This is a genomic window from Psychrobacillus sp. PGGUH221 (assembly GCF_042055255.1).
Taxonomy (GTDB): domain Bacteria; phylum Bacillota; class Bacilli; order Bacillales_A; family Planococcaceae; genus Psychrobacillus.
On sequence record NZ_JAQMHQ010000004.1, the window covers coordinates 51919 to 77217 of the forward strand.

27 protein-coding genes are annotated in these 25299 nt (G+C 35.9%); all 27 read left to right on the plus strand.

The annotated features are described in order from the left end of the window. Positions 1 to 150: 150 nt before the first annotated feature. The 27 genes from PGC35_RS07795 (at position 151) to fliL (ending at position 25296) form a co-directional block, all read left to right on the plus strand. Positions 151 to 918: a ribonuclease HII gene (locus PGC35_RS07795; RefSeq protein WP_053592153.1), complete on the plus strand. Its 768-nt coding sequence runs from the start codon at positions 151 to 153 to the stop codon at positions 916 to 918. Positions 919 to 927: 9 nt separating this feature from the next. Further along, positions 928 to 2778 carry a lysozyme family protein gene (locus PGC35_RS07800; RefSeq protein WP_375218786.1) on the plus strand — a complete coding sequence of 617 codons (1851 nt, stop codon included), beginning with the start codon at positions 928 to 930 and terminating at the stop codon, positions 2776 to 2778. Continuing rightward, on the plus strand, positions 2775 to 3059 hold the full coding sequence (locus PGC35_RS07805) for an EscU/YscU/HrcU family type III secretion system export apparatus switch protein (protein WP_275784949.1): 285 nt from the start codon (positions 2775 to 2777) through the stop codon (positions 3057 to 3059). Before PGC35_RS07800 ends, PGC35_RS07805 begins: the two co-directional genes overlap by 4 nt. A 126-nt stretch (positions 3060 to 3185) precedes the next feature. Then, positions 3186 to 4346, plus strand: coding sequence for an ADP-forming succinate--CoA ligase subunit beta (sucC, locus tag PGC35_RS07810; protein WP_053589993.1), 1161 nt, complete (start codon positions 3186 to 3188; stop codon positions 4344 to 4346). Between the two features lie 19 nt (positions 4347 to 4365). Beyond that, positions 4366 to 5268 carry a succinate--CoA ligase subunit alpha gene (sucD, locus tag PGC35_RS07815; protein ID WP_375218787.1) on the plus strand — a complete coding sequence of 301 codons (903 nt, stop codon included), beginning with the start codon at positions 4366 to 4368 and terminating at the stop codon, positions 5266 to 5268. Positions 5269 to 5555: 287 nt separating this feature from the next. Then, positions 5556 to 6458, plus strand: coding sequence for a DNA-processing protein DprA (dprA, locus tag PGC35_RS07820; protein WP_375218788.1), 903 nt, complete (start codon positions 5556 to 5558; stop codon positions 6456 to 6458). A gap of 103 nt (positions 6459 to 6561) precedes the next feature. Continuing rightward, a complete protein-coding gene (gene topA / locus PGC35_RS07825; RefSeq protein WP_275784954.1) occupies positions 6562 to 8637 on the plus strand; it encodes a type I DNA topoisomerase in 2076 nt (691 codons plus the stop codon). 18 nt (positions 8638 to 8655) lie between these two features. After that, the gene (gene trmFO, locus PGC35_RS07830) at positions 8656 to 9966 is read left to right on the plus strand and encodes an FADH(2)-oxidizing methylenetetrahydrofolate--tRNA-(uracil(54)-C(5))-methyltransferase TrmFO (protein WP_375218789.1); all 1311 of its coding nucleotides are present in this window, start codon (positions 8656 to 8658) and stop codon (positions 9964 to 9966) included. A gap of 71 nt (positions 9967 to 10037) precedes the next feature. Beyond that, entirely contained in the window at positions 10038 to 10931 is an 894-nt protein-coding gene (gene xerC / locus PGC35_RS07835) for a tyrosine recombinase XerC (protein ID WP_375218790.1), read from the plus strand. A 19-nt stretch (positions 10932 to 10950) separates the two neighbouring features. Then, on the plus strand, positions 10951 to 11499 hold the full coding sequence (gene hslV / locus PGC35_RS07840; RefSeq protein WP_375218791.1) for an ATP-dependent protease subunit HslV: 549 nt from the start codon (positions 10951 to 10953) through the stop codon (positions 11497 to 11499). Further along, complete coding sequence (gene hslU / locus PGC35_RS07845; RefSeq protein WP_056829264.1) at positions 11496 to 12890, plus strand: ATP-dependent protease ATPase subunit HslU; 1395 nt, start codon at positions 11496 to 11498, stop codon at positions 12888 to 12890. Before hslV ends, hslU begins: the two co-directional genes overlap by 4 nt. Before the next feature lie 83 nt (positions 12891 to 12973). Further along, a complete protein-coding gene (gene codY / locus PGC35_RS07850) occupies positions 12974 to 13753 on the plus strand; it encodes a GTP-sensing pleiotropic transcriptional regulator CodY (protein WP_053589985.1) in 780 nt (259 codons plus the stop codon). Positions 13754 to 14060: 307 nt separating this feature from the next. Beyond that, the gene (gene flgB, locus PGC35_RS07855; RefSeq protein WP_053589984.1) at positions 14061 to 14453 is read left to right on the plus strand and encodes a flagellar basal body rod protein FlgB; all 393 of its coding nucleotides are present in this window, start codon (positions 14061 to 14063) and stop codon (positions 14451 to 14453) included. Positions 14454 to 14455: 2 nt separating this feature from the next. Continuing rightward, positions 14456 to 14917, plus strand: a complete 462-nt coding sequence (gene flgC / locus PGC35_RS07860; RefSeq protein ID WP_375218792.1) for a flagellar basal body rod protein FlgC — start codon at positions 14456 to 14458, stop codon at positions 14915 to 14917. A gap of 24 nt (positions 14918 to 14941) precedes the next feature. Further along, positions 14942 to 15247, plus strand: coding sequence for a flagellar hook-basal body complex protein FliE (fliE, locus tag PGC35_RS07865; RefSeq protein WP_375218793.1), 306 nt, complete (start codon positions 14942 to 14944; stop codon positions 15245 to 15247). Between the two features lie 57 nt (positions 15248 to 15304). Beyond that, positions 15305 to 16894 (plus strand): flagellar basal-body MS-ring/collar protein FliF, encoded by a 1590-nt coding sequence (gene fliF, locus PGC35_RS07870; RefSeq protein ID WP_375218794.1) that lies wholly within the window; start codon positions 15305 to 15307, stop codon positions 16892 to 16894. A 12-nt stretch (positions 16895 to 16906) separates the two neighbouring features. Continuing rightward, positions 16907 to 17920, plus strand: a complete 1014-nt coding sequence (gene fliG / locus PGC35_RS07875) for a flagellar motor switch protein FliG (RefSeq protein WP_053589980.1) — start codon at positions 16907 to 16909, stop codon at positions 17918 to 17920. Further along, positions 17904 to 18683: a flagellar assembly protein FliH gene (fliH, locus tag PGC35_RS07880; RefSeq protein ID WP_375218795.1), complete on the plus strand. Its 780-nt coding sequence runs from the start codon at positions 17904 to 17906 to the stop codon at positions 18681 to 18683. Before fliG ends, fliH begins: the two co-directional genes overlap by 17 nt. Positions 18684 to 18688: 5 nt before the next feature. Next, positions 18689 to 20014, plus strand: a complete 1326-nt coding sequence (gene fliI, locus PGC35_RS07885) for a flagellar protein export ATPase FliI (RefSeq protein ID WP_375218796.1) — start codon at positions 18689 to 18691, stop codon at positions 20012 to 20014. After that, positions 20014 to 20457 (plus strand): flagellar export protein FliJ, encoded by a 444-nt coding sequence (gene fliJ / locus PGC35_RS07890; protein ID WP_053589977.1) that lies wholly within the window; start codon positions 20014 to 20016, stop codon positions 20455 to 20457. The genes fliI and fliJ overlap by 1 nt, the downstream gene beginning before the upstream one ends. Positions 20458 to 20468: 11 nt before the next feature. After that, positions 20469 to 21068 carry a MotE family protein gene (locus PGC35_RS07895; protein WP_082355221.1) on the plus strand — a complete coding sequence of 200 codons (600 nt, stop codon included), beginning with the start codon at positions 20469 to 20471 and terminating at the stop codon, positions 21066 to 21068. Between the two features lie 31 nt (positions 21069 to 21099). Continuing rightward, on the plus strand, positions 21100 to 22332 hold the full coding sequence (locus PGC35_RS07900) for a flagellar hook-length control protein FliK (RefSeq protein ID WP_375218797.1): 1233 nt from the start codon (positions 21100 to 21102) through the stop codon (positions 22330 to 22332). A gap of 3 nt (positions 22333 to 22335) precedes the next feature. Beyond that, positions 22336 to 22974: a flagellar hook assembly protein FlgD gene (flgD, locus tag PGC35_RS07905; protein ID WP_375218798.1), complete on the plus strand. Its 639-nt coding sequence runs from the start codon at positions 22336 to 22338 to the stop codon at positions 22972 to 22974. A 19-nt stretch (positions 22975 to 22993) separates the two neighbouring features. Further along, complete coding sequence (locus PGC35_RS07910; RefSeq protein WP_375218799.1) at positions 22994 to 23374, plus strand: TIGR02530 family flagellar biosynthesis protein; 381 nt, start codon at positions 22994 to 22996, stop codon at positions 23372 to 23374. An 83-nt stretch (positions 23375 to 23457) separates the two neighbouring features. Beyond that, on the plus strand, positions 23458 to 24390 hold the full coding sequence (gene flgG, locus PGC35_RS07915) for a flagellar basal body rod protein FlgG (protein ID WP_375218800.1): 933 nt from the start codon (positions 23458 to 23460) through the stop codon (positions 24388 to 24390). A 263-nt stretch (positions 24391 to 24653) separates the two neighbouring features. Continuing rightward, complete coding sequence (locus PGC35_RS07920) at positions 24654 to 24875, plus strand: flagellar FlbD family protein (RefSeq protein ID WP_053592151.1); 222 nt, start codon at positions 24654 to 24656, stop codon at positions 24873 to 24875. Beyond that, on the plus strand, positions 24865 to 25296 hold the full coding sequence (gene fliL, locus PGC35_RS07925) for a flagellar basal body-associated protein FliL (protein ID WP_053589972.1): 432 nt from the start codon (positions 24865 to 24867) through the stop codon (positions 25294 to 25296). Before PGC35_RS07920 ends, fliL begins: the two co-directional genes overlap by 11 nt. The last annotated feature ends 3 nt before the right edge of the window (positions 25297 to 25299 follow it).

Here is a 25299-nt window from a genome sequence, read left to right on the forward strand (position 1 = left end):
TAGGTCAAATGTGTAAAACCTGCGTACTTATACGAAAGCAAGGTGCCAACGTGAGGCGCTGTATAAACTGTACTGCACTAAATAGACGCTTACGCTTTTCATATATTGGCCGATACATAGATTAAGTACAAGAAAGTTGATGTGAATGAAATGTTAAGTTTGAAGGATATAAAAGAAAAATTAGAAAATGCAACTTCATGGGAACCATGGATGAGCCAACTAGAAGACGATAGTAGAATTGGTGCCATGAAGCTATTAAATACTTGGAAGAATAGACAACAGCTTTTACAGATGGAAATTCGTGCCCACAACGATAAATGTTATTTCGATGCTAGTTTTAGAAAGTGCCACACGGATTTGGTTGCTGGAGTAGATGAAGCAGGGCGCGGTCCATTAGCTGGACCAGTTGTTACAGCAGCTGTAGTTTTAAATGAGAACACAGATAATCTAATTGGTTTAAATGACTCCAAGCAACTAACGAAAAAGAAGCGAAATGAACTTGCAACAAAAATAAAAAATAATGCGCTAAGTTATTTTATTCACTTTCAATCAGTAGAAAAAATAGATGAACTTAATATTTATGAAGCGACGAAACAATCCATGACAAAGTCTGTTTTAAGCTTGAAGGAAAGTCCTTCAATAGTTTTAGTAGATGCTATGAAACTACCAATTGACATGGAAACACATTCCATTATAAAAGGCGATGCTAAGAGTCTAGCGATTGCAGCGGCTTCTATACTAGCTAAAACTGCGAGAGATAATTATATGGATCAGTTGCACGAGGAATATCCTCAATATTTATTCAATAAACACGCAGGGTATGGGACAAAGCAACACGTTGAAATGATATATAAATATGGTCCTACTATTCACCATAGAAAAACATTCGAGCCGATAAAATCTATATTACTTAAATGAGGTGAAAACATGTCATCAACATCTTTTTCTTCCATTCAAGCACAACAAACGAAGATCCTTTCACCTAAAATGCAAACTTCGATAAAAGAAGGGCAGGTAGTCCATGGAACAATTAAGAAGTTATATCCAAATCAGACTGCAGAATTGCAAATAGGCAATCAAAAAGTAATAGCTAAGCTGGAAACTCCGCTAAAAGCAGGGGATGCACATTTTTTTCAAGTAACTAAAACGGAACCGGAGTTGCAACTGAAAGTCGTAACAGGACCCCTCACAAACGGGAACACATTAGCTCAACAAGCGCAACAACTTTTGCAAGCGATGAATTTAACAAAAACAACAGAAATGCAGGCAGTAATTCAGTTCTTTTTAAAAGAACAATTGCCAATCTCAAAAGAAATATTAGTTCAAGCAGAACAGCTATTAAAACAATTACCTCCGAATGTATCAATAAAGCAAGCAATGGAAACAATTCAAAAAATGTTGGAACTAAAAATACCTTTGTCACAACAAATGTTTGATGCTGTTTTAAGTGGTAAATCTACTAGTGGCCTCCAATCACTGATTCAAGAATTTAAACTAACGTTACAACAGGATTTGACACTATCAAAAAATGATAAGAACACTCTACTTCAAAGTTTGCAAAAGTTAGCGGAGCCGTTTGGAGAACCTGTAGCAGGTGTATTGCTAGGAAAACAAATAGAAGTGTTACAAAGTCCGGTAGCAAACTTGGCTACAAAGTTGCCGATACTACAGAGTTTAAAAGAAGCGGGTGTCTTACCTCCAAATGTTACTTCAAATAATCTTTTGCCAGCTTCAACTCTTTCTACGATGCCTAATTCAGCAGCTGACATTATAGCAAACTTATTAAAAGCTCCGGTAAGTGAAAAAAGTATGGTAATGGACCAGATTCGAAATTGGGTTAGCGCACAACCTTTGTTAACATCTGAACAAAAGGTGCAATTAGGGATTTTGTTAGATAATAATTCTCAGGCCGAACAAATATTAACGCTAAACAAGACGCTTTTGGAAGTATTTGCAAAGCAAAGTCAGGAAGCTGTTTTTTTGAAAGATCAACATGGATTAACTGCAAAAGAACACTTACTATCATTACTTGGAAAAGGTACAAATAAGGAAATGGTTTCTCAAACCCTTCAGCAAGTACTGTTCAACAATAAGAACAGTCAGCAACCGATATTTTCTACAGCTCTTCAGCAAGCTGAACAAAATGTGCTTCAACAGTTGGATGGAAAAGCATTTGAGCACGCTATGAAAGAAGCTTTAAAGTCACTTGGTTTTAGTTATGAAGCAAAACTCGGGGGAGGTAGCGAGGAGGTTAGACAGCTTGCAAGCCAATTGAAACCTCAATTGATAGACCTTCTTCATAATCAGGTTATTTCTGCGCCACTAAAAGAACAAGCAGAACTACTTTTGAATCGAATGAATGGTCTGCAAATATTGTCGAATGAAAACGGGCCACAGCACCAGTTATTAATGCAGGTTCCATTAGAATTTTTAGGGAAGAAAATGGATGCGACCCTTGAATGGAATGGTCGTATGAAAGAGGATGGCAAAATAGATTCTGATTATGCTCGTATCATGTTTTATTTACATTTAGATTCTTTAGAAGAGACAGTTGTAGATATGCAGGTTCAAAATCGTGTAGTAACCATCTCTTTATACAATAACGATACCAGCTTAAAACCAATTGCCAACGTATTTTATGACACCCTTAAGGAAGGCTTATTGTCAGTGGGATACCAACTCTCCGGTGTATTTGTCAAAACGTTTGAAGAAAATAAACTTACGTCACCGAAGAAATTACTGGGAAAAGACTCACAAGGAGTAGATATTCGTATATGAAAGAGGAAAAACATTTTCGTAAAGAAGCAGTCGCATTAGGATATAAACCGGGAATCATTGATGCCCCTACTATTCTTGCAAAAGGAAAAGGAAAAATAGCAGATAATATTTTAATGAAGGCAAAAGAACATAATGTTCCTATACAAGAGGATCGTAGTTTAGTAGAACTTCTCGGTCAATTAGATATAAATCAGTCAATACCAGACGAGCTATATCAAGCGGTAGCGGAAGTATTTGCATTTATTTATCGAATTGATCAAGAGAAAGGAAAAATGAATTAATCTAAAAATATTTGAATATTCTATGTTTTAGAGAAAAAACTTACTTTTGTAGACAAGAAGTGACAGGTTTATTACAATGATAAAGGTAGTAAATTACTTGACATAAGTTTGATTGGAGGACGTAAGATGAATATCCATGAATATCAAGGGAAAGAACTCCTCAGACAATACGGTGTAGCAGTTCCTAATGGGAAAGTAGCATTTTCTCCGGAAGAAGCTGTTAAAGCTGCAAAAGAACTAGGTTCTGAAGTTGTCGTTGTAAAAGCCCAAATCCACGCTGGTGGACGCGGTAAAGCAGGCGGAGTAAAAATCGCAAAAAACTTGGACGATGTTCGTGCATATGCGAAGGAACTGTTAGGGAAAGTATTAGTAACACACCAAACAGGTCCAGAAGGTAAAGAAGTAAAACGCCTTTATATCGAAGAAGGTTCTGATATCCAAAAAGAGTACTATCTTGGTTTAGTTTTAGACCGAGCATCTTCTCGTGTAACTTTAATGGGTTCTGAAGAAGGTGGTATGGATATCGAGGAAGTGGCAGCTGCTACTCCTGAAAAAATCTTCAAAGAGGAAATTGACCCTGTAGTTGGTCTTACTGGTTTCCAAGCACGTCGTATGGCTTTCAATATGAATATACCTGCAAAATTAGTAAACAAAGCAGCAAAACTAATGCTTGGATTATATGAAGCATTTGTGGATAAAGATGCAGCAATCGTTGAAATCAATCCACTTGTTGTAACTGGTGCTGGAGAAGTTGTGGCATTAGATGCTAAATTTAATTTTGATGGAAATGCTCTTTACCGTCATAAAGACATCGTAGAATTACGTGACTTTGATGAAGAAGATGCAAAAGAAATCGAAGCATCCAAATATGACCTAAGCTATATTTCTCTTGATGGAAATATCGGATGTATGGTTAATGGTGCTGGTCTTGCAATGGCTACAATGGATACAATCAGCTATTACGGCGGATCACCGGCTAACTTCTTGGACGTTGGGGGCGGTGCTACAGCAGAAAAAGTAACGGAAGCATTTAAAATCATTCTTTCAGACAAAAATGTTAAAGGTATCTTTGTTAACATCTTTGGTGGAATTATGAAATGTGATATTATCGCTGAAGGTGTTATCGTTGCTGCGAAAGAAGTTGGACTTGAAGTACCACTTGTTGTTCGTTTAGAAGGTACAAATGTTGATAAAGGTAAATCTTTATTAAACGAATCAGGTTTAAACATCGTTGCTGCTGATTCAATGGCAGATGGCGCACAAAAAATTGTTGAACTTGTAGGCTAAGAAAGGCGGAGACAAAACAATGGCAATTTTTATTAATAAAGATACTAAAGTTTTGGTACAAGGTATTACTGGCTCCACTGCTCTATTCCATACAAAAAAAATGTTGGAATATGGTACAAAAATCGTTGCTGGTGTAACTCCAGGTAAAGGCGGTACAGAGGTAGAAGGTGTTCCTGTATTCAATACAGTTGAAGAAGCTGTTAAAGCTACTGGAGCAAATGTTTCAGTAATTTATGTTCCAGCTCCATTTGCAGCGGATGCAATTTTGGAAGCTACAGATGCAGAATTAGACTTGACTATTTGTATTACTGAGCACATTCCAGTATTAGACATGGTTAAAGTTAAACGTTACATGGAAGGCAAAAAAACTCGTTTAGTGGGACCAAACTGCCCTGGTATTGTAACAGCAGACGAAAGTAATATCGGTATCATGCCTCCGAATATCCATTCAAAAGGGCATGTAGGTGTTGTATCTCGTTCTGGTACTTTAACTTATGAAGCAGTTCATCAATTAACTCAAGCTGGTGTAGGACAATCTACAGCGGTTGGTATTGGTGGAGACCCAGTAAATGGTACAGATTTCATTGATGTATTAAAAGCATTCAATGAAGATCCAGAAACTTACGCAGTTGTTATGATTGGTGAAATCGGTGGTACTGCTGAAGAAGAAGCAGCAGAATGGATTAGAGCTAACATGACAAAACCTGTTGTAGGATTTATCGGAGGGCAAACAGCTCCTGAAGGTAAACGTATGGGTCACGCTGGAGCAATTATTTCTGGTGGTAAAGGTACTGCAGCAGAAAAAATTAAAGCAATGCAAGCGGCTGGAATGGAAGTTGCACCAACTCCTTCAGTAATCGGCGAAACTTTAATTAAAGCAATTAAAGCAGCAGGTCTTTACGACAAATGTAAAACACATTAATATTAAAGGTACGGCACATCATCCGGTGTTGCCGTATTTTTTTATATTTGGCTTTGGTATTATTTATTGTTGTTTTTAAGAGTAGGAATCTTGCACGTATGTGCGCTACAGCAGCCTACGACTGAGTCTTCAAGAATGTTCCGCGGCATTGCTTCTCAATCCCCAACTGAAGTCTCATTCTTCGTGGTTTTGCGGCCAGCGCGAATTCAAATAGATTCGTAGATTCAAGTATGAGTATCTTAACTACAGCGAAGTTTATCATAGCCAAAAAAAATAGGAGGAAAGCAATGATCAATTCAGAAGAGAAGTGGATTAATCGATTTTTAGCGTTACACTATGTATTTCCAGTCCCTATGAACAAACTACATCCCCTAATTGAATACAATCCCACATTACAATTAGAGAAAATGCAGACAAGCTTACTAGTTGATCTCTTGCGTATTACTGAAAATCGAGCAATTCAACTTAAAAACATGTACCAAAAATTTGTGGAGACCCCATTTCTACAAATTTATGATAATCACCAAATTACCCCTATAATTTTTACCAATCCCAATTATCCTACAAGTTTAAAAAATCTTTACGATCCACCGGCGGTTCTTTATGTGAAAGGAGATACTTCTTTATTAAACATGCATAAAAAGTTAGCTATTATAGGTTCTAGAGAGGCAACCTATTATTCTAAGAAAAGTATCGAAACCATTTTACCTCCATTAATAAGCCAAAATTTCACTATTGTAAGCGGTCTTGCTAAAGGAGCAGATACAATGGCTCATGAAAGCACAATAGCGCTAGGAGGCAAGACAATAGCGGTTCTGGGCACAGGTTTATTTCATATATATCCGAAGCAAAATGAAGAATTAGCGAAAATAATGTCGAAAGAACATTTATTAATAACAGAATATCCACCATATATAACACCAAAAAAGTGGAATTTTCCTATGCGTAATCGTATTATTAGCGGTTTGTCACAAGCTGTCATTATTACAGAAGCTAAAGAAAAGAGTGGTACAGTTTCAACAATGGAGCATGCGTTAGAAAATGGAAAAGAAATTTTCGCTATACCTGGATCTATTCATTCCCCTTTGTCTGCAGGCCCACATAATCTTATTTTAGAGGGGGCAAAGCCTGTTTGGAATGGTTATCAAATACTTGAAGAACTACAAGAATTTGAACAAATAAACAATTAAATAAATGAAAAGACTTGCTTTCTTTAGAAATCTGTTATACATTTTGCAACAGGTATTTGTTTTGAAGCTTAAAGCGAGTTACCTTCTATAAGGAGGCACATTTATGTCGGATTATTTAGTTATTGTGGAATCGCCAGCAAAGGCAAAAACAATTGAACGATATCTTGGAAAAAAATATAAAGTAAAAGCATCCATCGGTCACGTGCGGGATTTGCCGAGAAGTCAAATGGGTGTAGATGTAGAAAATGACTATGAACCAAAATATATTACTATACGAGGAAAAGGTCCCGTATTGCAAGACCTGAAAAATGCTGCAAAAAAAGCGAAGAAAGTTTATCTCGCGGCTGACCCCGACAGAGAAGGGGAAGCAATTGCTTGGCACTTAGCTAACTCATTGAATGTTGATATTAATTCGGAATGCCGAGTTGTGTTCAATGAAATTACAAAAGACGCTATTTTAGAATCATTTAAACATCCTAGACCTATAAATATGGATTTAGTAGATGCACAACAGGCTAGAAGAATTTTAGATCGCCTAGTTGGCTACAATATTAGTCCAATTTTATGGAAGAAAGTGAAAAAAGGTTTATCTGCTGGACGAGTTCAATCTGTAGCATTACGTTTAATCATTGACCGTGAAAATGAAATAAATAACTTTGTTCCAGAAGAGTATTGGACGATAGAAGGGCAATTCGAGAAAAGTAAAAAAGCATTCGATGCTCTTTATTATGGTACGGATAAAGATAAAGTTAAGCTAACAAACGAAAGTGAAGTAAAAGATGTTCTTAAAGGAATGAAAGGCAAAAAGTTTGAAGTAGCAAATGTCGTGAAAAAAGAAAGAAAAAGAAATCCAGCTGCATCATTTACAACTTCTTCTCTTCAACAGGAAGCTGCTCGTAAACTTAACTTCCGAGCTAGAAAAACGATGATGCTTGCGCAACAATTGTATGAAGGAATTGACCTTGGAAAAAAAGAAGGTACTGTAGGTTTAATCACCTACATGCGTACAGATTCTACTAGAATCTCTGATACAGCCAAGGCTGATGCACATGCATACATTCAAAATGAATACGGATCAGAATATATAACGAGTAAAAAAGAAGAAAAACAATCCAAAAAAGCTCAGGATGCGCATGAGGCAGTAAGACCAACAAGTGTTCTAAGAACACCAGAGCAGTTAAAGAGCATCCTATCTAGAGATTTATATCGTTTATATAAATTGATTTGGGAGAGATTTATTGCTAGCCAGATGGCCCCTGCAATATTAGATACAGTTTCGGTTGATATGAAAAATGGGAACGCAATATTTAGAGCAAATGGTTCACAAGTAAAATTCCCAGGGTTCATGAAAGTGTATGTGGAAGGCACGGACGACCAAACGGATGACAAAGACAAACTGTTGCCTGTATTAGAGGTTGGAGATAAAGTAAATGCGCTTTCGATTGAACCTAAACAACATTTCACACAGCCACCACCAAGATATTCAGAAGCAAGACTAGTTAAAACGCTAGAAGAACTTGGGATAGGCAGACCATCCACATATGCTCCTACACTGGATACGATACAAAAAAGAGGGTATGTGGCATTAGAGACTAAACGTTTTGTACCAACTGAGCTTGGAACAATCGTACATCAACTAGTACTTGAATTTTTCCCAAATATATTAAATATCGAGTTTACAGCACAAATGGAAAAAGACTTAGATAGTGTGGAAGAAGGACAAGTTAGATGGGTCGAAGTCATAGATGGTTTTTATAAAGATTTTGCTAAACATGTAGAGCATGCGGATGCTGAAATGGAAAAAATCGTTATAAAAGATGAGCCTACTGGTGAAGATTGTGAAAACTGTGGTTCTCCAATGGTCTATAAATTAGGACGATATGGTAAATTCATGGCTTGTAGTAATTTCCCAGATTGTAGAAACACGAAAGCAATTGTGAAAGAAATTGGCGTTCCATGTCCATCTTGTGGAGAAGGGCAGATTGTGGAACGTAAAAGTAAAACAAAGAGAATTTTTTATGGATGCGATCGTTATCCTACATGCGACTTTGTTTCTTGGGATAAGCCGATTAATAGACCATGTCCTAAATGTAATGATATGTTAGTAGAGAAAAAGCTGAAAAAAGGCGTACAAATTCAATGTGTAGCTTGTGATTATAAAGAAGATCCACAGAGTTAAAAGAAAGAAGGTTCCAACATGACTGAAATAGTAAACGTGATAGGTGCAGGACTTGCAGGAAGCGAGGCTGCATGGCAAATTGCAAAGCGCGGAGTAAAAGTTCGACTTTATGAAATGCGACCTGTAAAGCAAACACCTGCACATCATACAGATAAATTTGCTGAACTAGTATGTTCAAATTCGCTTCGTGCTAATACCCTAACAAACGCTGTAGGGGTTATTAAAGAAGAAATGCGTATGTTAGAGTCACTTATTATTCAATCTGCAGATAATAGTAGTGTTCCTGCTGGTGGAGCACTAGCTGTAGACAGACATGATTTTGCAGGAAGAGTAACAGAAGTCATTCGCAATCATCCAATGATTGAAATCATAAACGAAGAAGTAACCGAGATTCCAGAAGGTATTACTGTAATCGCTACTGGCCCTTTAACTTCTCCTGCATTGGCAGAGAAAGTAAAAGAAATAACTGGTCAAGATTATTTATATTTTTATGATGCAGCTGCTCCAATTGTTGAAAAAGATAGCATCGACATGGATAAAGTATATTTAAAATCTCGATACGACAAAGGGGAAGCGGCTTATCTTAACTGTCCAATGACGGAAGATGAGTTTAATCGTTTTTACGATGCACTTGTAGAAGCAGAAGTGGTACCATTAAAAGAATTTGAAAAAGAAATTTACTTTGAAGGGTGCATGCCAGTAGAAGTTATGGCTAGCAGAGGCCGTAAAACGCTTTTATTTGGACCGATGAAACCGGTTGGATTAGAAGATCCTAAAACAGGTAAACGCCCTTATGCGGTTGTTCAATTAAGACAAGACGATGCTGCTGGAACCCTCTATAATATCGTTGGATTTCAAACACATTTAAAATGGGGACCTCAAAAGGAAGTTCTTCAATTAATTCCAGGATTAGAAAATGTGGAGATTGTACGGTATGGAGTTATGCACAGAAATACATTTATTAATTCACCGACTGTACTACAACCGACTTATCAGCTAAAAGCAAATAAACAAATATTCTTTGCCGGTCAAATGACTGGAGTTGAGGGCTATGTAGAATCAGCAGGGAGTGGATTACTTGCAGGTATAAACGCTGCTAAGCTTGCAAAAGGGGAAGAATTAGTTGTGTTCCCAAGTGAGACTGCACTCGGTAGTATGGCTCGATATATAACAGAAGCTGACCCTAAAAACTTCCAACCAATGAATATTAACTTCGGATTATTTCCTGAGCTACAACCAAAAATAAGAGACAAAAAAGTAAGAACTGAGCAATTAGCCAATCGAGCATTAACGACGATTCAAAATTTTTTGAAAAATAAATCGGTTTAATTGCTTTAAGCCTCTAAAGGTTGTATACTTTTAGAGGCTTTTACTATGGGAATACAAACTGGAGTGTTTAAATGATTGGATCAGATTTACTACATTCATTTATAGACTATATTCAATTAGAGAAAAATTACTCTAATCTAACTACCCGTGAATATAAAAAAGACATTGAACATTTTTTACTATTTTTAGATGGAGAAGGTGTAACTGATTTAAATGAGGTTGAATACGTGCATGCAAGATTATATGTAACAACCCTTTATGATAAAAAGTTAGCTAGAACTTCAATATCAAGAAAAATCTCCTCTATCCGATCTTTTTATAAGTTTTTACATAAAGAATTTGATATTCGGGAAGATGCTTTGCGATCCTTGTACCATCCTAAAAAAGAAGAAAGACTTCCTCATTTCTTTTATGAAGAAGAAATGGAAAAACTATTTCAAGGGAACGAAGGAGATGACCCGCTATCTTTACGAAATATGGCTATACTTGAATTATTGTATGCTACAGGAATTCGTGTTAGCGAACTTATTTCTATTGAATTAAGTCATATAGATAAGAGCTATGGAGTTATTCGTGTTATGGGTAAAGGTAGAAAAGAAAGGTATGTTCCAGTTGGAGATTTTGCTCTAAGTGCCGTAGAGGAATACGTCCAAAAAAGTAGACCAAAATTAATGAAGTCTACATCTCATCCCTTTCTCTTTGTGAACAATAGAGGAGCGCACTTAACAGCACGTGGAGTGCAATATATATTAAATGAAATGATGAAGAAGGCTTCCTTACACACAACTATTTTTCCACATATGCTGCGTCATACCTTTGCTACACATTTATTGAATAACGGAGCTGACTTAAGGAGTGTTCAAGAGTTATTAGGCCATTCCCATTTAACTTCTACTCAAGTTTATACGCATGTTACTAAAGAACATTTAAGAAAAACGTATATGAATGCTCATCCAAGGGCATAAGTATTGGAGGTAAACAATATTGGGTAATATACATGCAACTACAATATTTGCTGTCAGTCATAATGGAAGTCAAGCTATGGCAGGTGACGGACAAGTAACTTTGGGTAATCAAGTTGTTATGAAACATACTGCTAAAAAAGTAAGAAGACTATTTAATGGTCAAGTGGTTGCTGGTTTTGCTGGTTCTGTTGCAGATGCTTTTACGCTTTTTGAAATGTTCGAAGGAAAACTCCTTGAGTATAATGGTAACCTTCAAAGGGCAGCCGTTGAGCTTGCAAAACAATGGCGTGGAGACAAAATGCTACGCCAATTAGAAGCGATGCTATTAGTAATGGATAAAAGTAATCTATTACTCGTATCAGGAACTGGCGAAGTTATAGAACCGGATGATGGCATTTTGGCAATAGGCTCTGGTGGAAATTATGCTTTAGCTGCTGGAAGAGCGTTAAAACAATATTCAGGTGATCGTTTAACAGCTGAAGAAATTGCAAAAGCTGCATTAACAACAGCAGCAGATATTTGTGTATTTACTAATCATCAAATTGTCGTGGAGGTTTTAGGTGAATGAAGGAAAACAACTTAACGCCAAAGCAAATTACTGAGCACTTAAATAAATATATCGTTGGGCAAGATGCTGCAAAAAAAGCTGTTGCAGTTGCTTTGCGAAATAGATATAGAAGACAGTTACTAGATGAAGATATGAAAAATGAAGTGATCCCTAAAAATATTTTAATGATTGGTCCTACTGGAGTAGGGAAAACAGAAATAGCAAGAAGAATAGCGAAGCTAACAAAAGCTCCATTTGTAAAAGTGGAAGCTACTAAATTTACGGAAGTAGGTTATGTCGGAAGAGACGTTGAATCTATGGTTAGAGATTTAGTAGAAGCAGCGATTCGAATTGTAAAAGAAGAAAAAATGGAAGAAGTTAAAGATCAAGCGACTCGTTTAGCAAACGACGCTATAGTAAAACTTCTTGTTCCTTCTTTAAAGAAAAAGAACGCAAATCAAAACCCTTTTGAAGCATTATTCGGTGGAAAGTCGGAGGATGAACCTTTAGAAGCGGATGACACAGAGGTGCGATTAAAACGTTCACAAATTGCAGAAGATTTAAGAGACGGAAAACTAGAGAATGAAATAGTAACCGTTGAAGTGACAGAACAAGCCCCATCCATTTTTGATGCACTGCAAGGTGGAGGCATGGAAAGTATGGGCATGAATATGCAGGATGCCCTTTCTAGTTTAATGCCAAAGAAAAAGAAAAAAAGAAAAATGAAAGTAAAAGATGCTCGTAAAGTATTAATGCAGGAAGAAGCGAGCAAGTTAATAGATAATGATGAATTATCTCAAATAGCAATTGAAAAAACGGAGCAAACTGGAATCATATTTATCGATGAAATGGATAAAATCGCAAATAAAAGTGGTAATTCTACTTCAGCGGATGTTTCTAGAGAAGGTGTTCAGCGAGATATATTACCGATTGTCGAAGGGTCAACCGTTAATACGAAATATGGTGCGGTAAAAACTGATTATATTCTATTCATTGCTGCAGGAGCATTCCATATGTCTAAACCATCTGATTTAATCCCGGAACTTCAAGGTAGATTTCCAATTCGCGTTGAATTAGAGAAATTAACAAAAGATGATTTTATTCGTATTTTAAAAGAACCTCAGCACTCTTTAACAAAACAATACGAGGCTTTACTTTATACAGAAGGTGTAACTATTTCTTTTTCTGATGAATCAATAGCGAGAATTGGGGAAATAGCTTATGAAGTAAACCAAGAGACCGATAATATAGGAGCGAGACGTCTTCATACAATTCTAGAGAAAATTTTAGAAGACCTTTCATATGAAGCTTCTGACATATCTCCTGCTCATATTCAAATTACTCCTTCCTATATTGACCAAAAACTTGACAATATTGTGAAAAACAGAGACTTATCGCAATTTATCCTGTAATATGAAGTTGAATTGCTTTCAAAAACAATTAAAAACCTTTAGAATATTAAAATAAATATGAAAATTATATTGGAGGATTCACAATGAATTTATTAGACAAAACAAGAAAAATTAACTCTATGCTACAAGCATCTGCAGGTAAACCTGTTAACTTTAAAGAAATGGCATCAACATTAAGTAACGTTATCGAATGTAACGCATTCATAGTTAGCCGTAAAGGTAAACTTCTTGGACACGAAGTACATCAGCAAATTGAAAATGATCGTATGATTAAAATGATGGAAGAACGTCAATTCCCTGAAGAGTATACAAAAAACTTATTTAATGTGAATGAAACATCATCTAATCTAGATGTTTTCAGTAAACATTCAGTATTCCCGGAAGAGAACCGCGAATTGTTTAAAGAGGGCTTGACTACAATCGTGCCAATTATCGGCGGTGGCGAACGTCTTGGAACATTGATCCTTGGTCGTTTGCAACAAGAATTCCATGACGATGATTTAATTCTTGGAGAATATGGTGCAACAGTTGTAGGAATGGAAATTTTACGTGAAAAATCGGAAGAAATTGAAGAAGAAGCTAGAAGTAAAGCTGTAGTACAAATGGCTATCAATTCCTTATCATACAGTGAGTTAGAAGCTATTGAACATATATTTGAAGAGCTTGATGGTAATGAAGGCTTACTAGTTGCTTCTAAAATAGCTGACCGCGTTGGTATTACTCGTTCAGTTATCGTAAATGCTCTACGTAAACTTGAAAGTGCTGGAGTAATCGAGTCTCGTTCATTAGGAATGAAAGGTACGTACATTAAAGTTCTTAATGATAAATTTTTAGCAGAACTAGCTCAACTTAAAATGAAATAAGAATTGAAATTTAAACCTCTTCTACCATCGGTAGAAGAGGTTTTTTTGACATCTTATTGAAATATTTTTGTCAAAGGAATAAATATCCAGTAAATTGAAAATTTCCTCAAAATAGTAAGTACGAATTAGAGAAATTGGATTTTAGTCACAAAAAAGAGAAAAATGGCGAAAAAAAAGGAAAAATGTCCTATAAAAATTCAAAAAAGAGAATAGACACTTTGTTACATTTTCATTACAATTAAATTATTATGATTTTCATAGATAATTATTAAAATTCTTCCGATTTGAAAATAATGAGGTGTAATAATTGAGCATTTTTGGTGGAACGATATCGAATTTAGAACGAGGATTAGACTTTTCCGCTATTAAACAGAAAGCAATAGCGCAAAATATAGCAAATGTCGACACTCCTAATTATAAAGCAAAAAGCGTTAGTTTTGGTGATGTATTTTCGGAAGCAAAGCAATCGACAATATCTGCAAATAGGACGAATGAAAAGCATTTTAATTTTCAAATGAATGTGAGTTCTCCAGGCGTTTATAACTACGCTAATTTCCGATATAACCATAATGGCAATGGAGTCGACATGGATAAAGAACAAGCAAATCTAGCGACAAACCAGATTTATTACAATGCATTGGTTGATCGTGTAAGCGGAAAGTTAAATACATTACAAACAGTTATAAAAGGAGGTAGATAATCATGTCGATTTTTCATGGGATGAATACCACAGCCTCCGCACTGACTGCACAGCGTCTTCGTATGGATGTTATTTCATCCAATATGGCTAATGTTGATACAACTCGTGCAAAATTAGTCGATGGTGAATGGCAAGCCTATAGAAGAAAAAGTGTGACTTTTCAACCACTTGAAGGTCAATTCTCTAGCTTCTTAAACGTTGCTATGGGAAAAACAAATAAAGAAACAGTTGGTAACGGCGTAAAAGTTTCAAGTATTAAAGAAGATTCGGAAACACCATTTAAACTAGTGTATGATCCAACTCATATTGATGCAAACGCAGAAGGTTATGTAGAAATGCCGAATGTGGACCCATTGAGAGAAATGGTAGATTTAATATCTGCAACTCGTTCTTATGAAGCGAATGTTACAGTGTTCAATGCCAATAAAGCGATGCTTTCAAAAGCTTTAGAGATTGGTAAATAGAAATGAAAGAAGGTTTACTTAAATATGGCAATAGAATCTGTTTCTTTATTTAATCCAGTTCAAATAAATCCAACTTCTTCTACTCCAAAAATTAGTCCATTTGAGGCACAACAGAACTTTGGTGATTTTTTGAAAAGTGCCATTGAGTCAGTAAATGCTAATCAAAAAGCTTCAGATGTAGTAACTGAGAAGTTAATTCGTGGAGAAAATGTAGAATTGCATGATGTGATGATTGCTTCTCAAAAGGCAAGTATAACTTTGAATGCAACAATGGAAATTCGAAATAAAGTGATCGAAGCGTATCAAGAAATCATGAGAATGCCTGTATAAACCCTCGGTTATATTTAAATATCGAGTAAAAATATTCACCATAGCCGGAGGATAATAATGAATGAACGAATAAAAAAAATCACAAGCGATGTCTCTACATTTTGGAAGAGTCGAACGAAAATACAAAAAGGAACGATAATTGGAAGCTTGATTGGAGTAATACTAATCGCTGCTATTATCACATTCTTTTCGACAAAAACAGAGTTTGTTCCTTTGTATTCTGATGTAGCACCATCTGAAGTAGGACGTATAAAAGAAACATTGGATGCTCAAGGGGTAGAAAATAAAATTGCTCCTGGCGGAACATCTATATTAGTTCCATCTGATCAGGTTGATTCGTTATTGGTTCAACTTGCAGCTGAAGGCTTCCCTGAATCAGGGATGATTGATTATAGCTTCTTTTCTCAAAATGCTGGATTTGGGATGACTGATAATGAGTTCAATGTTTTAAAATTGGCCTCTACTCAGACAGAACTTGCAAATTTAATTAAAGGCATAAAGGGAGTTAAAGATGCAAAAGTAATGATTTCATTGCCTGAGGAAGGAGTATTTTTATCTCAAAGCAATGATGCAGCTAGCGCATCTATTGTCCTTAATACAGAACCAGGATACCAATTTACAGATGTACAAATTCAATCTCTTTATAATTTAGTATCTAAATCAGTACCGAATTTATCGACAGAAGATATTGTTATTACAAATCAATACTTCGAATACTTTGATCTTCAAACTGCTAACTCTAATTCAACGGGAGCTAATGTCGGCGACCAAATGGCTATTAAAAAATCAATAGAACGCGATTTACAAAGACAAGTACAAACAATGTTAAGTACTTTAATGGGGCCAGACAAAGTTGTAGTTTCCGTTACAACAGATATTGACTTTCAACAAGAAAAAAGAGAAGAGAACTTAGTGGAACCAGTTGATGAAGAAAATATGGCGGGTATTGAAATAAGTGCACAACGAATTTCAGAAACGTTTACTGGAACTAATCCTACAGCAGGTGGAACACCACAAGGCGAGGATGCTACCGATAATTTTACAAACTATGTAGAGGGTTCTAATGCAAACGGAGATTACGAAAGAACAGAGGATACGATTAATAATGAGGTAAATCGTATTCGAAAAGAAATTGTAGAAAGTCCTTACAAAATCAGAGATTTAGGAATTCAAGTAATGGTTGAACCACCAACTCCTGATGATATAACTTCTATGCCTGAGGGTGTTCAAGGAGATATTGAACAAATTCTTGCAACGATTGTACGAACTTCCATCGATAAAGATGAAGTTGAACAGCTAACTGAAGAGCAACTACAAGAAAAAATTGTTGTTTCGGTACAACCATTCAATGGAAAAGCAACTACAGTTGCGGCAACAGATTCAATGATTCCTTGGTGGGTTTACGTAATCGGAGGAATACTTTTAGCAGCAATTATTCTACTAATTGTTTTCATTATTCGTTCACGTAGAAACGAAGAAGAAGAATTAGTCATTCTTGAGGAACAAAGAGAAGAACTAAAAATAGATGATATTAATAAAGAAAAAGAGACAGAAGCTACTTTAAGACGTAAACAATTGGAAAAAATGGCGAAGGACAAGCCAGAAGATTTCGCAAAATTATTACGAACATGGATAGCAGAGGATTAATGGAGGACGGCTATGATAAAAAAGGAAAAAGAACTTAGTGGGAAACAAAAAGCCGCGCTCTTATTAATTTCTCTCGGCCCAGAAGTTTCAGCTTCTATTTATAAGCATTTAAACGAAGAAGAAATCGAGCGCTTGACATTAGAAATCTCAGGTGTGAAAAAAGTGGAGCCTGAAATTAAAGAAGATATTATAGAAGAGTTTCATAATATTGCACTCGCTCAAGATTATATTTCGCAGGGTGGTATTGGTTACGCAAAAACAGTGTTAGAGAAAGCACTTGGTTCAGATCATGCACAAGCGATTATTAATCGATTAACATCATCCTTACAAGTACGACCATTTGATTTCGCAAGAAGAGCTGAACCAACGCAATTATTTAATTTTATTCAAAACGAGCATCCACAAACAATTGCGCTAATTTTATCCTACTTAGAAGCTCAACAAGCGGGTATTATTCTTTCTTCCTTACCGCAAGAGGTTCAAGCAGATATTGCCAAGCGAATTGCAACAATGGATTCAACCTCACCGGAGGTTATTAGTGAAATTGAATCTGTACTAGAGCGAAAGTTGTCTTCTACAGTTACACAAGATTATACAGAAACTGGTGGAGTAGATGCAGTCGTAGAAGTATTAAATGGTGTAGACCGAACAACTGAAAAAACAATTTTGGATGCCCTTGAAATTCAAGATCCTGAACTTGCCGAAGAGATCAAGAAGAGAATGTTTGTCTTCGAAGATATTGTTACGCTTGATAATCGCTCCATTCAACGAGTTATACGTGATTGTGAAAATGAAGACTTGCTTCTTTCTATGAAGGTTTCAAGTGAAGAAGTAAAAGATATTATCTTTAGAAATATGTCTACGCGTATGGCTGAATCTTTTAAAGAAGAAATGGAAATTATGGGTCCTGTACGACTAAAAGATGTAGAGGAAGCCCAAACAAGAATTGTTTCTGTCATTAGAAGATTGGAAGACGCTGGTGAAATAATAATTGCTCGTGGTGGAGGAGATGACATTATTGTCTAGGATTTTCCGAAACGTACAAGTGAATGATAACAGTGAAAAAACAAGACCAATTCAAATAAAAAGTCTGCAATTAAGAGAAGAAATAGATATAGATCAACCTCTTTCGCTTGATGTAATTCTGAAAGAAAGAGATCAATTGCTCCATGAAGCGGAAGAACAAATTGCTTTGACAAAAGAAACATTAGCCCAAGAAATAGAACAAACTAAACAATATGTGGATGAACAATTAAAAACGTGGGAAGAACAAAAAATTGCATATCAGCAAACTGCTTATGATGAAGGCTTTGTGCAAGGGCTAGAAGAAGGTAGAAATAAGGCTATAGCGGATATGCAACAATCTTTATCTATTGCGAATGAAACAATACAAGTAGCACATGAAAACGCAACAAATTATTTACAACATCAGGAGCAGGTTATTTTAGAACTTGCAATTCGAACTGCAGAGCGAATTATTGGAACGAAGTTAGAAGAAGAGGAAGAACTCTTTCTATCTGTTGTCAAACGGGGTTTAAAAGAAGTTAGAGAGATGAAGGAAATAAAGCTTTATGTGTCTCCGACATATTTTAAGTTAGTTTCTAATAATCGGGACGAACTTGCATCCATATTCCCAGTCGATGTTCCGTTTATGATTTTTGTTGACGAGGATATGAATGATACAGATTGTTATATTGAAACGAACCATGGAAGAATTGTTGTAAGTATTGATGAACAACTACAAGAATTAAGACTAAAACTAGTAGAAATTCTGGATCGTATGGAGTGAACTTGATGAAAGCAGTTGATTTAATACAACAAATCCCTAATCTTTCAACCTTTAAGAAATATGGACGTGTGAATCGTGTTGTTGGTTTGATGATTGAGTCACAGGGGCCAGAAAGTTCGATAGGTGATGTATGTAAAATTCACATACATTCTTCTAAAAATGGGCATTCAGTCATTTTAGCTGAGGTTGTTGGTTTTAAAGAAGAGGTTGTTGTATTAATGCCTTATACAAATATCCGTGAAATTTCAACTGGTTGTTTAGTAGAAGGAACAAATCGACCGTTAGAAGTGAAAGTTGGACCTGATTTAATTGGAAAAGTCCTCGATTCAATGGGAAACCCAATCGATGGAACAGTATTACCAAAAGGCTTGATGACTGTTGGGACAGAACAAGACCCTCCTAATCCATTAACTAGACCACCAATTGATGAACAAATTGAAGTAGGAGTTAAAGCAATCGATGGCATGCTTACGGTAGGGAAAGGTCAAAGAGTCGGGATATTTGCAGGATCTGGAGTAGGGAAAAGCACATTGCTTGGTATGATTGCAAGAAATACAAATGCAGATTTAAATGTCATAGCTCTTATTGGAGAGCGTGGGCGAGAAGTACGAGAATTTATAGAAAGAGATTTGGGTAAAGAAGGTTTAGCACGATCTATTGTTATCGCCGCTACTTCCGATCAACCTGCTCTGATGCGTATAAAAGGGGCTTTTACAGCTACTGCTATAGCAGAATATTTTCGTGATAAAGGACTTAACGTCATGTTAATGATGGACTCTGTCACACGTGTTGCTATGGCACAGCGTGAGATAGGTTTAGCAGTTGGTGAACCACCTGCTACAAGGGGTTATACCCCATCTGTATTTTCCATCTTACCAAAACTTCTTGAGCGTACAGGTACAAATGAGAATGGGACGATTACAGCCTTTTATACAGTTTTAGTTGATGGTGATGATATGAATGAACCAATTGCTGATACAGTACGAGGGATTCTCGATGGACATATAGTACTCGATCGTTCTCTCGCAAATAAAGGTCAATACCCTGCGATTAACGTTTTAAAAAGCATTAGTCGATTAATGAACCATATATCTGATGAAGAACACAAAAAAGCAGCTGAACGTTTACGTGATTTGTATTTCACCTACAACAAATCAGAAGACCTGATTAATATTGGTGCATATAAACGAGGTACATCCAAAGAAATAGATGAGGCTATACAATATGAACCTTTAATAACTTCTTATTTAAAGCAAGGTTATTTAGACAAAGTGTCGCTAGAGTCTAGTGTGAATGAAATAATTACTTTAGCAAATGGTGGTGTTAAATAATGGTTGCTTATCAGTATAAATTTGCTAAGATATTGACTGTTCGTGAACAAGAAAAATCAGAAACAGAGCTAGCATACAAAGAATCTGTTATCGCTTTTGAAACCGTTGCTACGGAATTATATGATTTGTTGAAAAAGAAAGAAGATACAGTTGATGCTCAAAATAACCAACTTAAGCAAGGATTATCTATTAACCATATTCATCATTTCTCGAACTTTATAGACGGGTTGCAAAAAAGAATAGATAAAGTACAAAAAGAAGTTATGCAAGCACGTTCTAAAATGAACTGGTTTGAAGAGAAACTTTTAGAAAAATCTTTAGAGGTTCGTAAATTTGAAAAGATAAAGGAAAAAGATTACGAACTTTTTCAGCAAGATCAACTTAGACTTGAAACAATCCAATTGGATGAAATTTCATCCTTAAAGTTTCAAAAAAGAGATTAGGTGAGTAGAACATGGCTAATAGAAACAAAAAAACTAAAAACATTGAAAAAGTAGACGATGAAACAAAAGGCATAGGCAAAATAAAAATGTTCTTTTATTGGTTTATCATTCCTTTTCTATTCGCTTTAGCGGTCCTCTTGATAGTTGCTCAAATAGCGAATATAAATGTTTTTGAAAAAGCAAAAGAATTATCAGGTGCTGGTCAACCGGAAACAGTAACAGAGGATGTAAAAACAAACCGTTTAGAGGAAAAAGTCGTTTCTCTACAAGCTGAAATCCAAGAAAAAGAAGTAGAAATAGATAACTTACAATCAGAAATAGATAATTCGGCAAAAAAAAATGAGGATTTATTAGTTGAACAGCAACGTTTGTTGGATGAAATAGAGAATCTACAACGACAACAAACGAGCACTAAACAAGAATACGCTGAAATAGTTTCTACTTTTGAAAAAATGTCTGCGAAATCTGCTGCACCTGTCATTTCTAAAATGAGTGACGCAGAAGCATTAAGAATTTTAAATAGCTTAAAACCAGATACAGTGGCAAAAATTTATGAAAAAATGACACCAGAAGAAGCAGCAAAATATACAGAATTAATGACAAAGCAATAAGAGTGATTTTCAATTGAGAGGAGGTGAAATATTGAATATCGCAGCTGTTGCAAATCTAGGAAATAATATAGTGGTCCAATCAAAAGGTAAAGTACCAGATATGAATACGAATAATCAACTATTTGGAAATGTTTTTGGACAAGTATTATCTAATCAACAAGTTCAGTCACCCCCTATACCTGATGATTCTCAAGTAAATCTTGTACAAGAGTTACTTAACATTTTAGATGTAGATGCATTGGAAGAAGCGGAAAGTCTAATAGGTTCTAAAGACTTGATAGTAAATCCAAAAGAACTGAAAGAATTATTAAGTAAGCTCTTAGGTGAAAATGCGACAACAGATGAAGAGTTATCAGAATCTAACGTATGGGATTTGTTAGCAGGTACAAATGTACAAGCTAGCCAACTGAAAGATGCAATCGTTCAATCTTTAAATGGACAAGGTCCTGTATCTTCTGTAGAAGCAAGTCAAGCTGTGCAATTGTTGAAGATAATACAACTTATTGGAAAGAAATCTGATTTGACACTAAAACAAGAATCTACTTTATTTGATTTAAATCAATTAGTGAAAGACCTGAAAGATGCTGTATCTAAAGAAGTTAAACTTCCATTGACACTTCCAACTGATATGTCTAACAATAAGGCTGTAAATACTACTATGAATAAGCTTTCACTAGATCAAACAATGAAACCAAGTGTTCAACAAGTTGTAATTAAACAAGTAGCAACACCGACCGAAAAAGTAATTGAGACGAGAGAAGTAGTTTCTCCTATACAAGGTCAGTCGTCAATGATTGTACAAACAAAGGTTGAAACTGTTTCAGTAACATTGCCAAATGAAAAACCTGGACAATCAGAGGAATTTCTAAAAGATTTGCAAAAAGTGATGAATCGTGTTCAATTTGGACAAGCAGGTGGAGCAAATAGACTTGTCGTCAAGCTTTATCCTGAACATCTCGGAACAATTCGAATTGAATTAATTCAAAAAGATGGAATGCTTACAGCTAAAATGCTAGCTTCGACTACACTTGGTAAAGATTTGTTAGATTCTCATTCAAATCAGTTAAGGCAAGGGTTAGTTAACCAGAACATTCAAATTGAGAAATTAGAGATAACACAATCTGTACAAGATTCAGCAAGGCAGGAAAGAAATCAATCTTTCCAAGAATCATTTAGACAACAACAAGAACGACAAGAAACTAAAAAGGATGAGAAAGAAGAAATTGCTACTTTCGAAGACTTTTTAAAAGAAGTGGAGGTTTAATATATGGCTGAAATGAATCCGATCACAAGCAGCATGTACTTGCCAAAGGAAAAAGCAACACGTACCACAGGGAATAGTACGCTTGGAAAAGATGAATTTTTGAAAATATTAATGGCCCAATTACAAAACCAGGATCCAACGAATCCAATGAAAGACAACGAATTCATTGCACAAATGGCTCAGTTTTCTTCGTTAGAACAAATGACTAACTTGACGGCAGCATTTGAAAAATATGCGTTGGCGCAAGAACAAACCCAAATGATTGAATATACTAATTTCGTTGGGAAGTCTGTGAAATGGCATGAAATAACAGATGAATTAGGCGAAGATGGTAAACCAATTACAAAAGAAGGTACCGGTACAATTGCTGGAGTTAAGTTTGTTAATGGGGGAGTACAATTCACTCTTGCTGATGGAAAAGTTATTACACCAGGCAATATATCAGAAGTTCTGTCGAATAACTCAAATTCCAATAGTTTAGTAGAAGCAAGTATGTTAATTGGAAAAACAGTAAGCTATATGGACGGGGAAGCAGAAAGCGCTGCTCAAGTTGAATCTGTTTCGAAAAAAGATGGAAAGATTGTCTTTAATATCGCTGGAGGTAAATCTATTACCGCAGATCAAATTACAGCAATAAAATAAATTAGAACGGAGATATGCAATGGACAAAATTAATATTAATCGCGTTCCGCTGCAAACTACAATCCGTCAACCACTCACATCTAAACAAGTCACTTCGCCAAAACAATCGTTTTTGCAACAATTGCACGAGGCTAATGCAAAAATAGAATTGAAAGTAAGTAAACATGCAAATCAACGTTTAGTTGAGAGAAATATTCACATAACAGATGCAGAATGGCAACTGGTGAGTGACAAAGTAACAGAAGCACGCTCAAAAGGTGTGAATGACTCATTAGTATTGATGGACCAAGCAGCATTAATCATAAGTGCAAAAAATGCAACAGTGATTACTGCCATGAATCGCACGGAAGCGAAAAATCAATTATTCACCAATATCGACGGCACCATTGTGCTGAACTAAATAGATAGCAGGACCTTTAAAAGGATGCTATGTGCAGCTGACTGATAGACGCTAGCACGCAAATCGAAGGGAGAAAAACATACATGATTCGCTCAATGTACTCAGGAATTTCAGGCTTAAAAAACTTCCAAACAAAATTGGATGTTATCGGTAACAACATCTCAAACGTAAACACGTACGGTTTCAAAAAAGGACGCACTGTATTTAAAGATTTGATCTCACAAACAACTTCAGGTGCTTCTGCTGCTTCACAAAGTCGTGGAGGTATTAATGCAAAGCAAGTTGGGTTAGGTTCCCAATTATCAGCTATAGATACTATACATTCTGGGGGCTCTTTGCAATCTACAGGTAATACGCTTGATTTAGCTATTTCTGGTGATGGATTTTTTATTGTTGCTGACGGAAATGCAAGTCCACCTACTGCTTTTACTAATCCATCTTATACTCGGGCAGGCAATTTTTATATGGATGCAAATGGTTATTTAGTTAATTCAGATGGTAAATATGTTTATGGGTTTGCTGATCCAGCTGCACAAGACCCAACAACACCGGACACAGATTTTGTATTAGCAAAGGACGCTGTATCTTTACCGACAACTGCTGATGGTGTTTTACCAGTACCTGCTGGTGGGGAAGTAAATACTCCTATTAGAATACCGACAAATGCTCAAAGTATGTCTATATCTCAAAACGGAAATGTGACATTTGTTGATTCAACTGGTGAGTTACGATATGCAGGGCAATTAGTACTAGCAAAGTTTCCAAATGCTGGTGGTCTTCAAAAAACTGGTTCGAATTATTATCAAGAATCTCCTAACTCTGGAACTCCATTTTATTCAGTTGGTACCGAACAGGGGATGGGAACAGTCAACTCCGGATTCCTAGAAATGTCAAACGTAGACCTTTCTGAAGAGTTCACAGACATGATCGTTGCGCAACGTGGGTTCCAAGCTAACACTCGAATTATTACAACGTCTGATCAAATCCTAGAAGAACTTGTTAACTTAAAACGATAATATTTTAAAAAAATTTGCTAGGGTATGTTTTGTTGTTGATTTTTTGGCATTAATTGATTGTAGTGAAATGCGGCGACTCCAGCGGGAAAAGCGCGTCCAGGTGAGACCCCGCAGGAGCATGCGACGAGGAGGCTCACGGACCGCCCGCGGAAAGCGTCCGCATGTAACGGAAATCAAGAGTATACGATAACAGAGCAAATCAATTAAAAATGATGTTTGTAAGGGAGGGTTGGGCCGTTCCTTTTATGGCCCGGCCCTTTATATTGATAAATTTGACTCGTTTAAACGGTAAAGAGTTTTTGTTGAATGCATTATACATAGAGACGGTTGAATCTTTTCCGGATACTACGATAACGCTCACAAATGGTCATAAGTATGTTGCGTTAGAATCTAGAGAAGATGTGGCCAAAAAAATCGCTCAGTTTTATAAAGAAATACATATTTTATCGAACCCCCATTTAAGAGGTGAAGAACATGAAGAGTAAAAATAAACTTTTAACCATCATGCTAATTATTTTAGTTTGTATTACATTACTTGGTGTTGTAGCATTGCTTTTTATTTCTCAGTTAAACAAACCAGATGAGGAGACAGGACCAACAATTGATGAAATTGTTGAATCTTCCATAGATATACCAGAAATAACGACAAATTTAGCTGGAAATAAATTTATCCGTATTTCCTTAAAAGTACAAACGGATAGTAAAGAAGCTGCGGAAGAATTAATAAAACGTGATTTTCAAGTAAAAAACATTGTTATTACAGAGCTTTCTGAAATGACACCAGAAGATTTAGAAGGTAAACAAGGTAAAGCAACATTTCAGTCATCATTGAAAACTAAAATAAATGAATTAATGAATGATGGAGAAGTGCAACAAGTTTATATAACATCTTATATAATTCAGTAATCG

Coding starts and splice junctions, on each gene's coding strand:
- PGC35_RS07795 (WP_053592153.1), top strand. CDS start 151: ATGTTAAGTTTGAAGGATATAAAAGAAAAATTAGAAAATGCAACTTCA.
- PGC35_RS07800 (WP_375218786.1), top strand. CDS start 928: ATGTCATCAACATCTTTTTCTTCCATTCAAGCACAACAAACGAAGATC.
- PGC35_RS07805 (WP_275784949.1), top strand. CDS start 2,775: ATGAAAGAGGAAAAACATTTTCGTAAAGAAGCAGTCGCATTAGGATAT.
- sucC (WP_053589993.1), top strand. CDS start 3,186: ATGAATATCCATGAATATCAAGGGAAAGAACTCCTCAGACAATACGGT.
- sucD (WP_375218787.1), top strand. CDS start 4,366: ATGGCAATTTTTATTAATAAAGATACTAAAGTTTTGGTACAAGGTATT.
- dprA (WP_375218788.1), top strand. CDS start 5,556: ATGATCAATTCAGAAGAGAAGTGGATTAATCGATTTTTAGCGTTACAC.
- topA (WP_275784954.1), top strand. CDS start 6,562: ATGTCGGATTATTTAGTTATTGTGGAATCGCCAGCAAAGGCAAAAACA.
- trmFO (WP_375218789.1), top strand. CDS start 8,656: ATGACTGAAATAGTAAACGTGATAGGTGCAGGACTTGCAGGAAGCGAG.
- xerC (WP_375218790.1), top strand. CDS start 10,038: ATGATTGGATCAGATTTACTACATTCATTTATAGACTATATTCAATTA.
- hslU (WP_056829264.1), top strand. CDS start 11,496: ATGAAGGAAAACAACTTAACGCCAAAGCAAATTACTGAGCACTTAAAT.
- codY (WP_053589985.1), top strand. CDS start 12,974: ATGAATTTATTAGACAAAACAAGAAAAATTAACTCTATGCTACAAGCA.
- flgC (WP_375218792.1), top strand. CDS start 14,456: ATGTCGATTTTTCATGGGATGAATACCACAGCCTCCGCACTGACTGCA.
- fliE (WP_375218793.1), top strand. CDS start 14,942: ATGGCAATAGAATCTGTTTCTTTATTTAATCCAGTTCAAATAAATCCA.
- fliF (WP_375218794.1), top strand. CDS start 15,305: ATGAATGAACGAATAAAAAAAATCACAAGCGATGTCTCTACATTTTGG.
- fliG (WP_053589980.1), top strand. CDS start 16,907: ATGATAAAAAAGGAAAAAGAACTTAGTGGGAAACAAAAAGCCGCGCTC.
- fliH (WP_375218795.1), top strand. CDS start 17,904: ATGACATTATTGTCTAGGATTTTCCGAAACGTACAAGTGAATGATAAC.
- fliI (WP_375218796.1), top strand. CDS start 18,689: ATGAAAGCAGTTGATTTAATACAACAAATCCCTAATCTTTCAACCTTT.
- fliJ (WP_053589977.1), top strand. CDS start 20,014: ATGGTTGCTTATCAGTATAAATTTGCTAAGATATTGACTGTTCGTGAA.
- PGC35_RS07895 (WP_082355221.1), top strand. CDS start 20,469: ATGGCTAATAGAAACAAAAAAACTAAAAACATTGAAAAAGTAGACGAT.
- flgD (WP_375218798.1), top strand. CDS start 22,336: ATGGCTGAAATGAATCCGATCACAAGCAGCATGTACTTGCCAAAGGAA.
- PGC35_RS07910 (WP_375218799.1), top strand. CDS start 22,994: ATGGACAAAATTAATATTAATCGCGTTCCGCTGCAAACTACAATCCGT.
- flgG (WP_375218800.1), top strand. CDS start 23,458: ATGATTCGCTCAATGTACTCAGGAATTTCAGGCTTAAAAAACTTCCAA.
- fliL (WP_053589972.1), top strand. CDS start 24,865: ATGAAGAGTAAAAATAAACTTTTAACCATCATGCTAATTATTTTAGTT.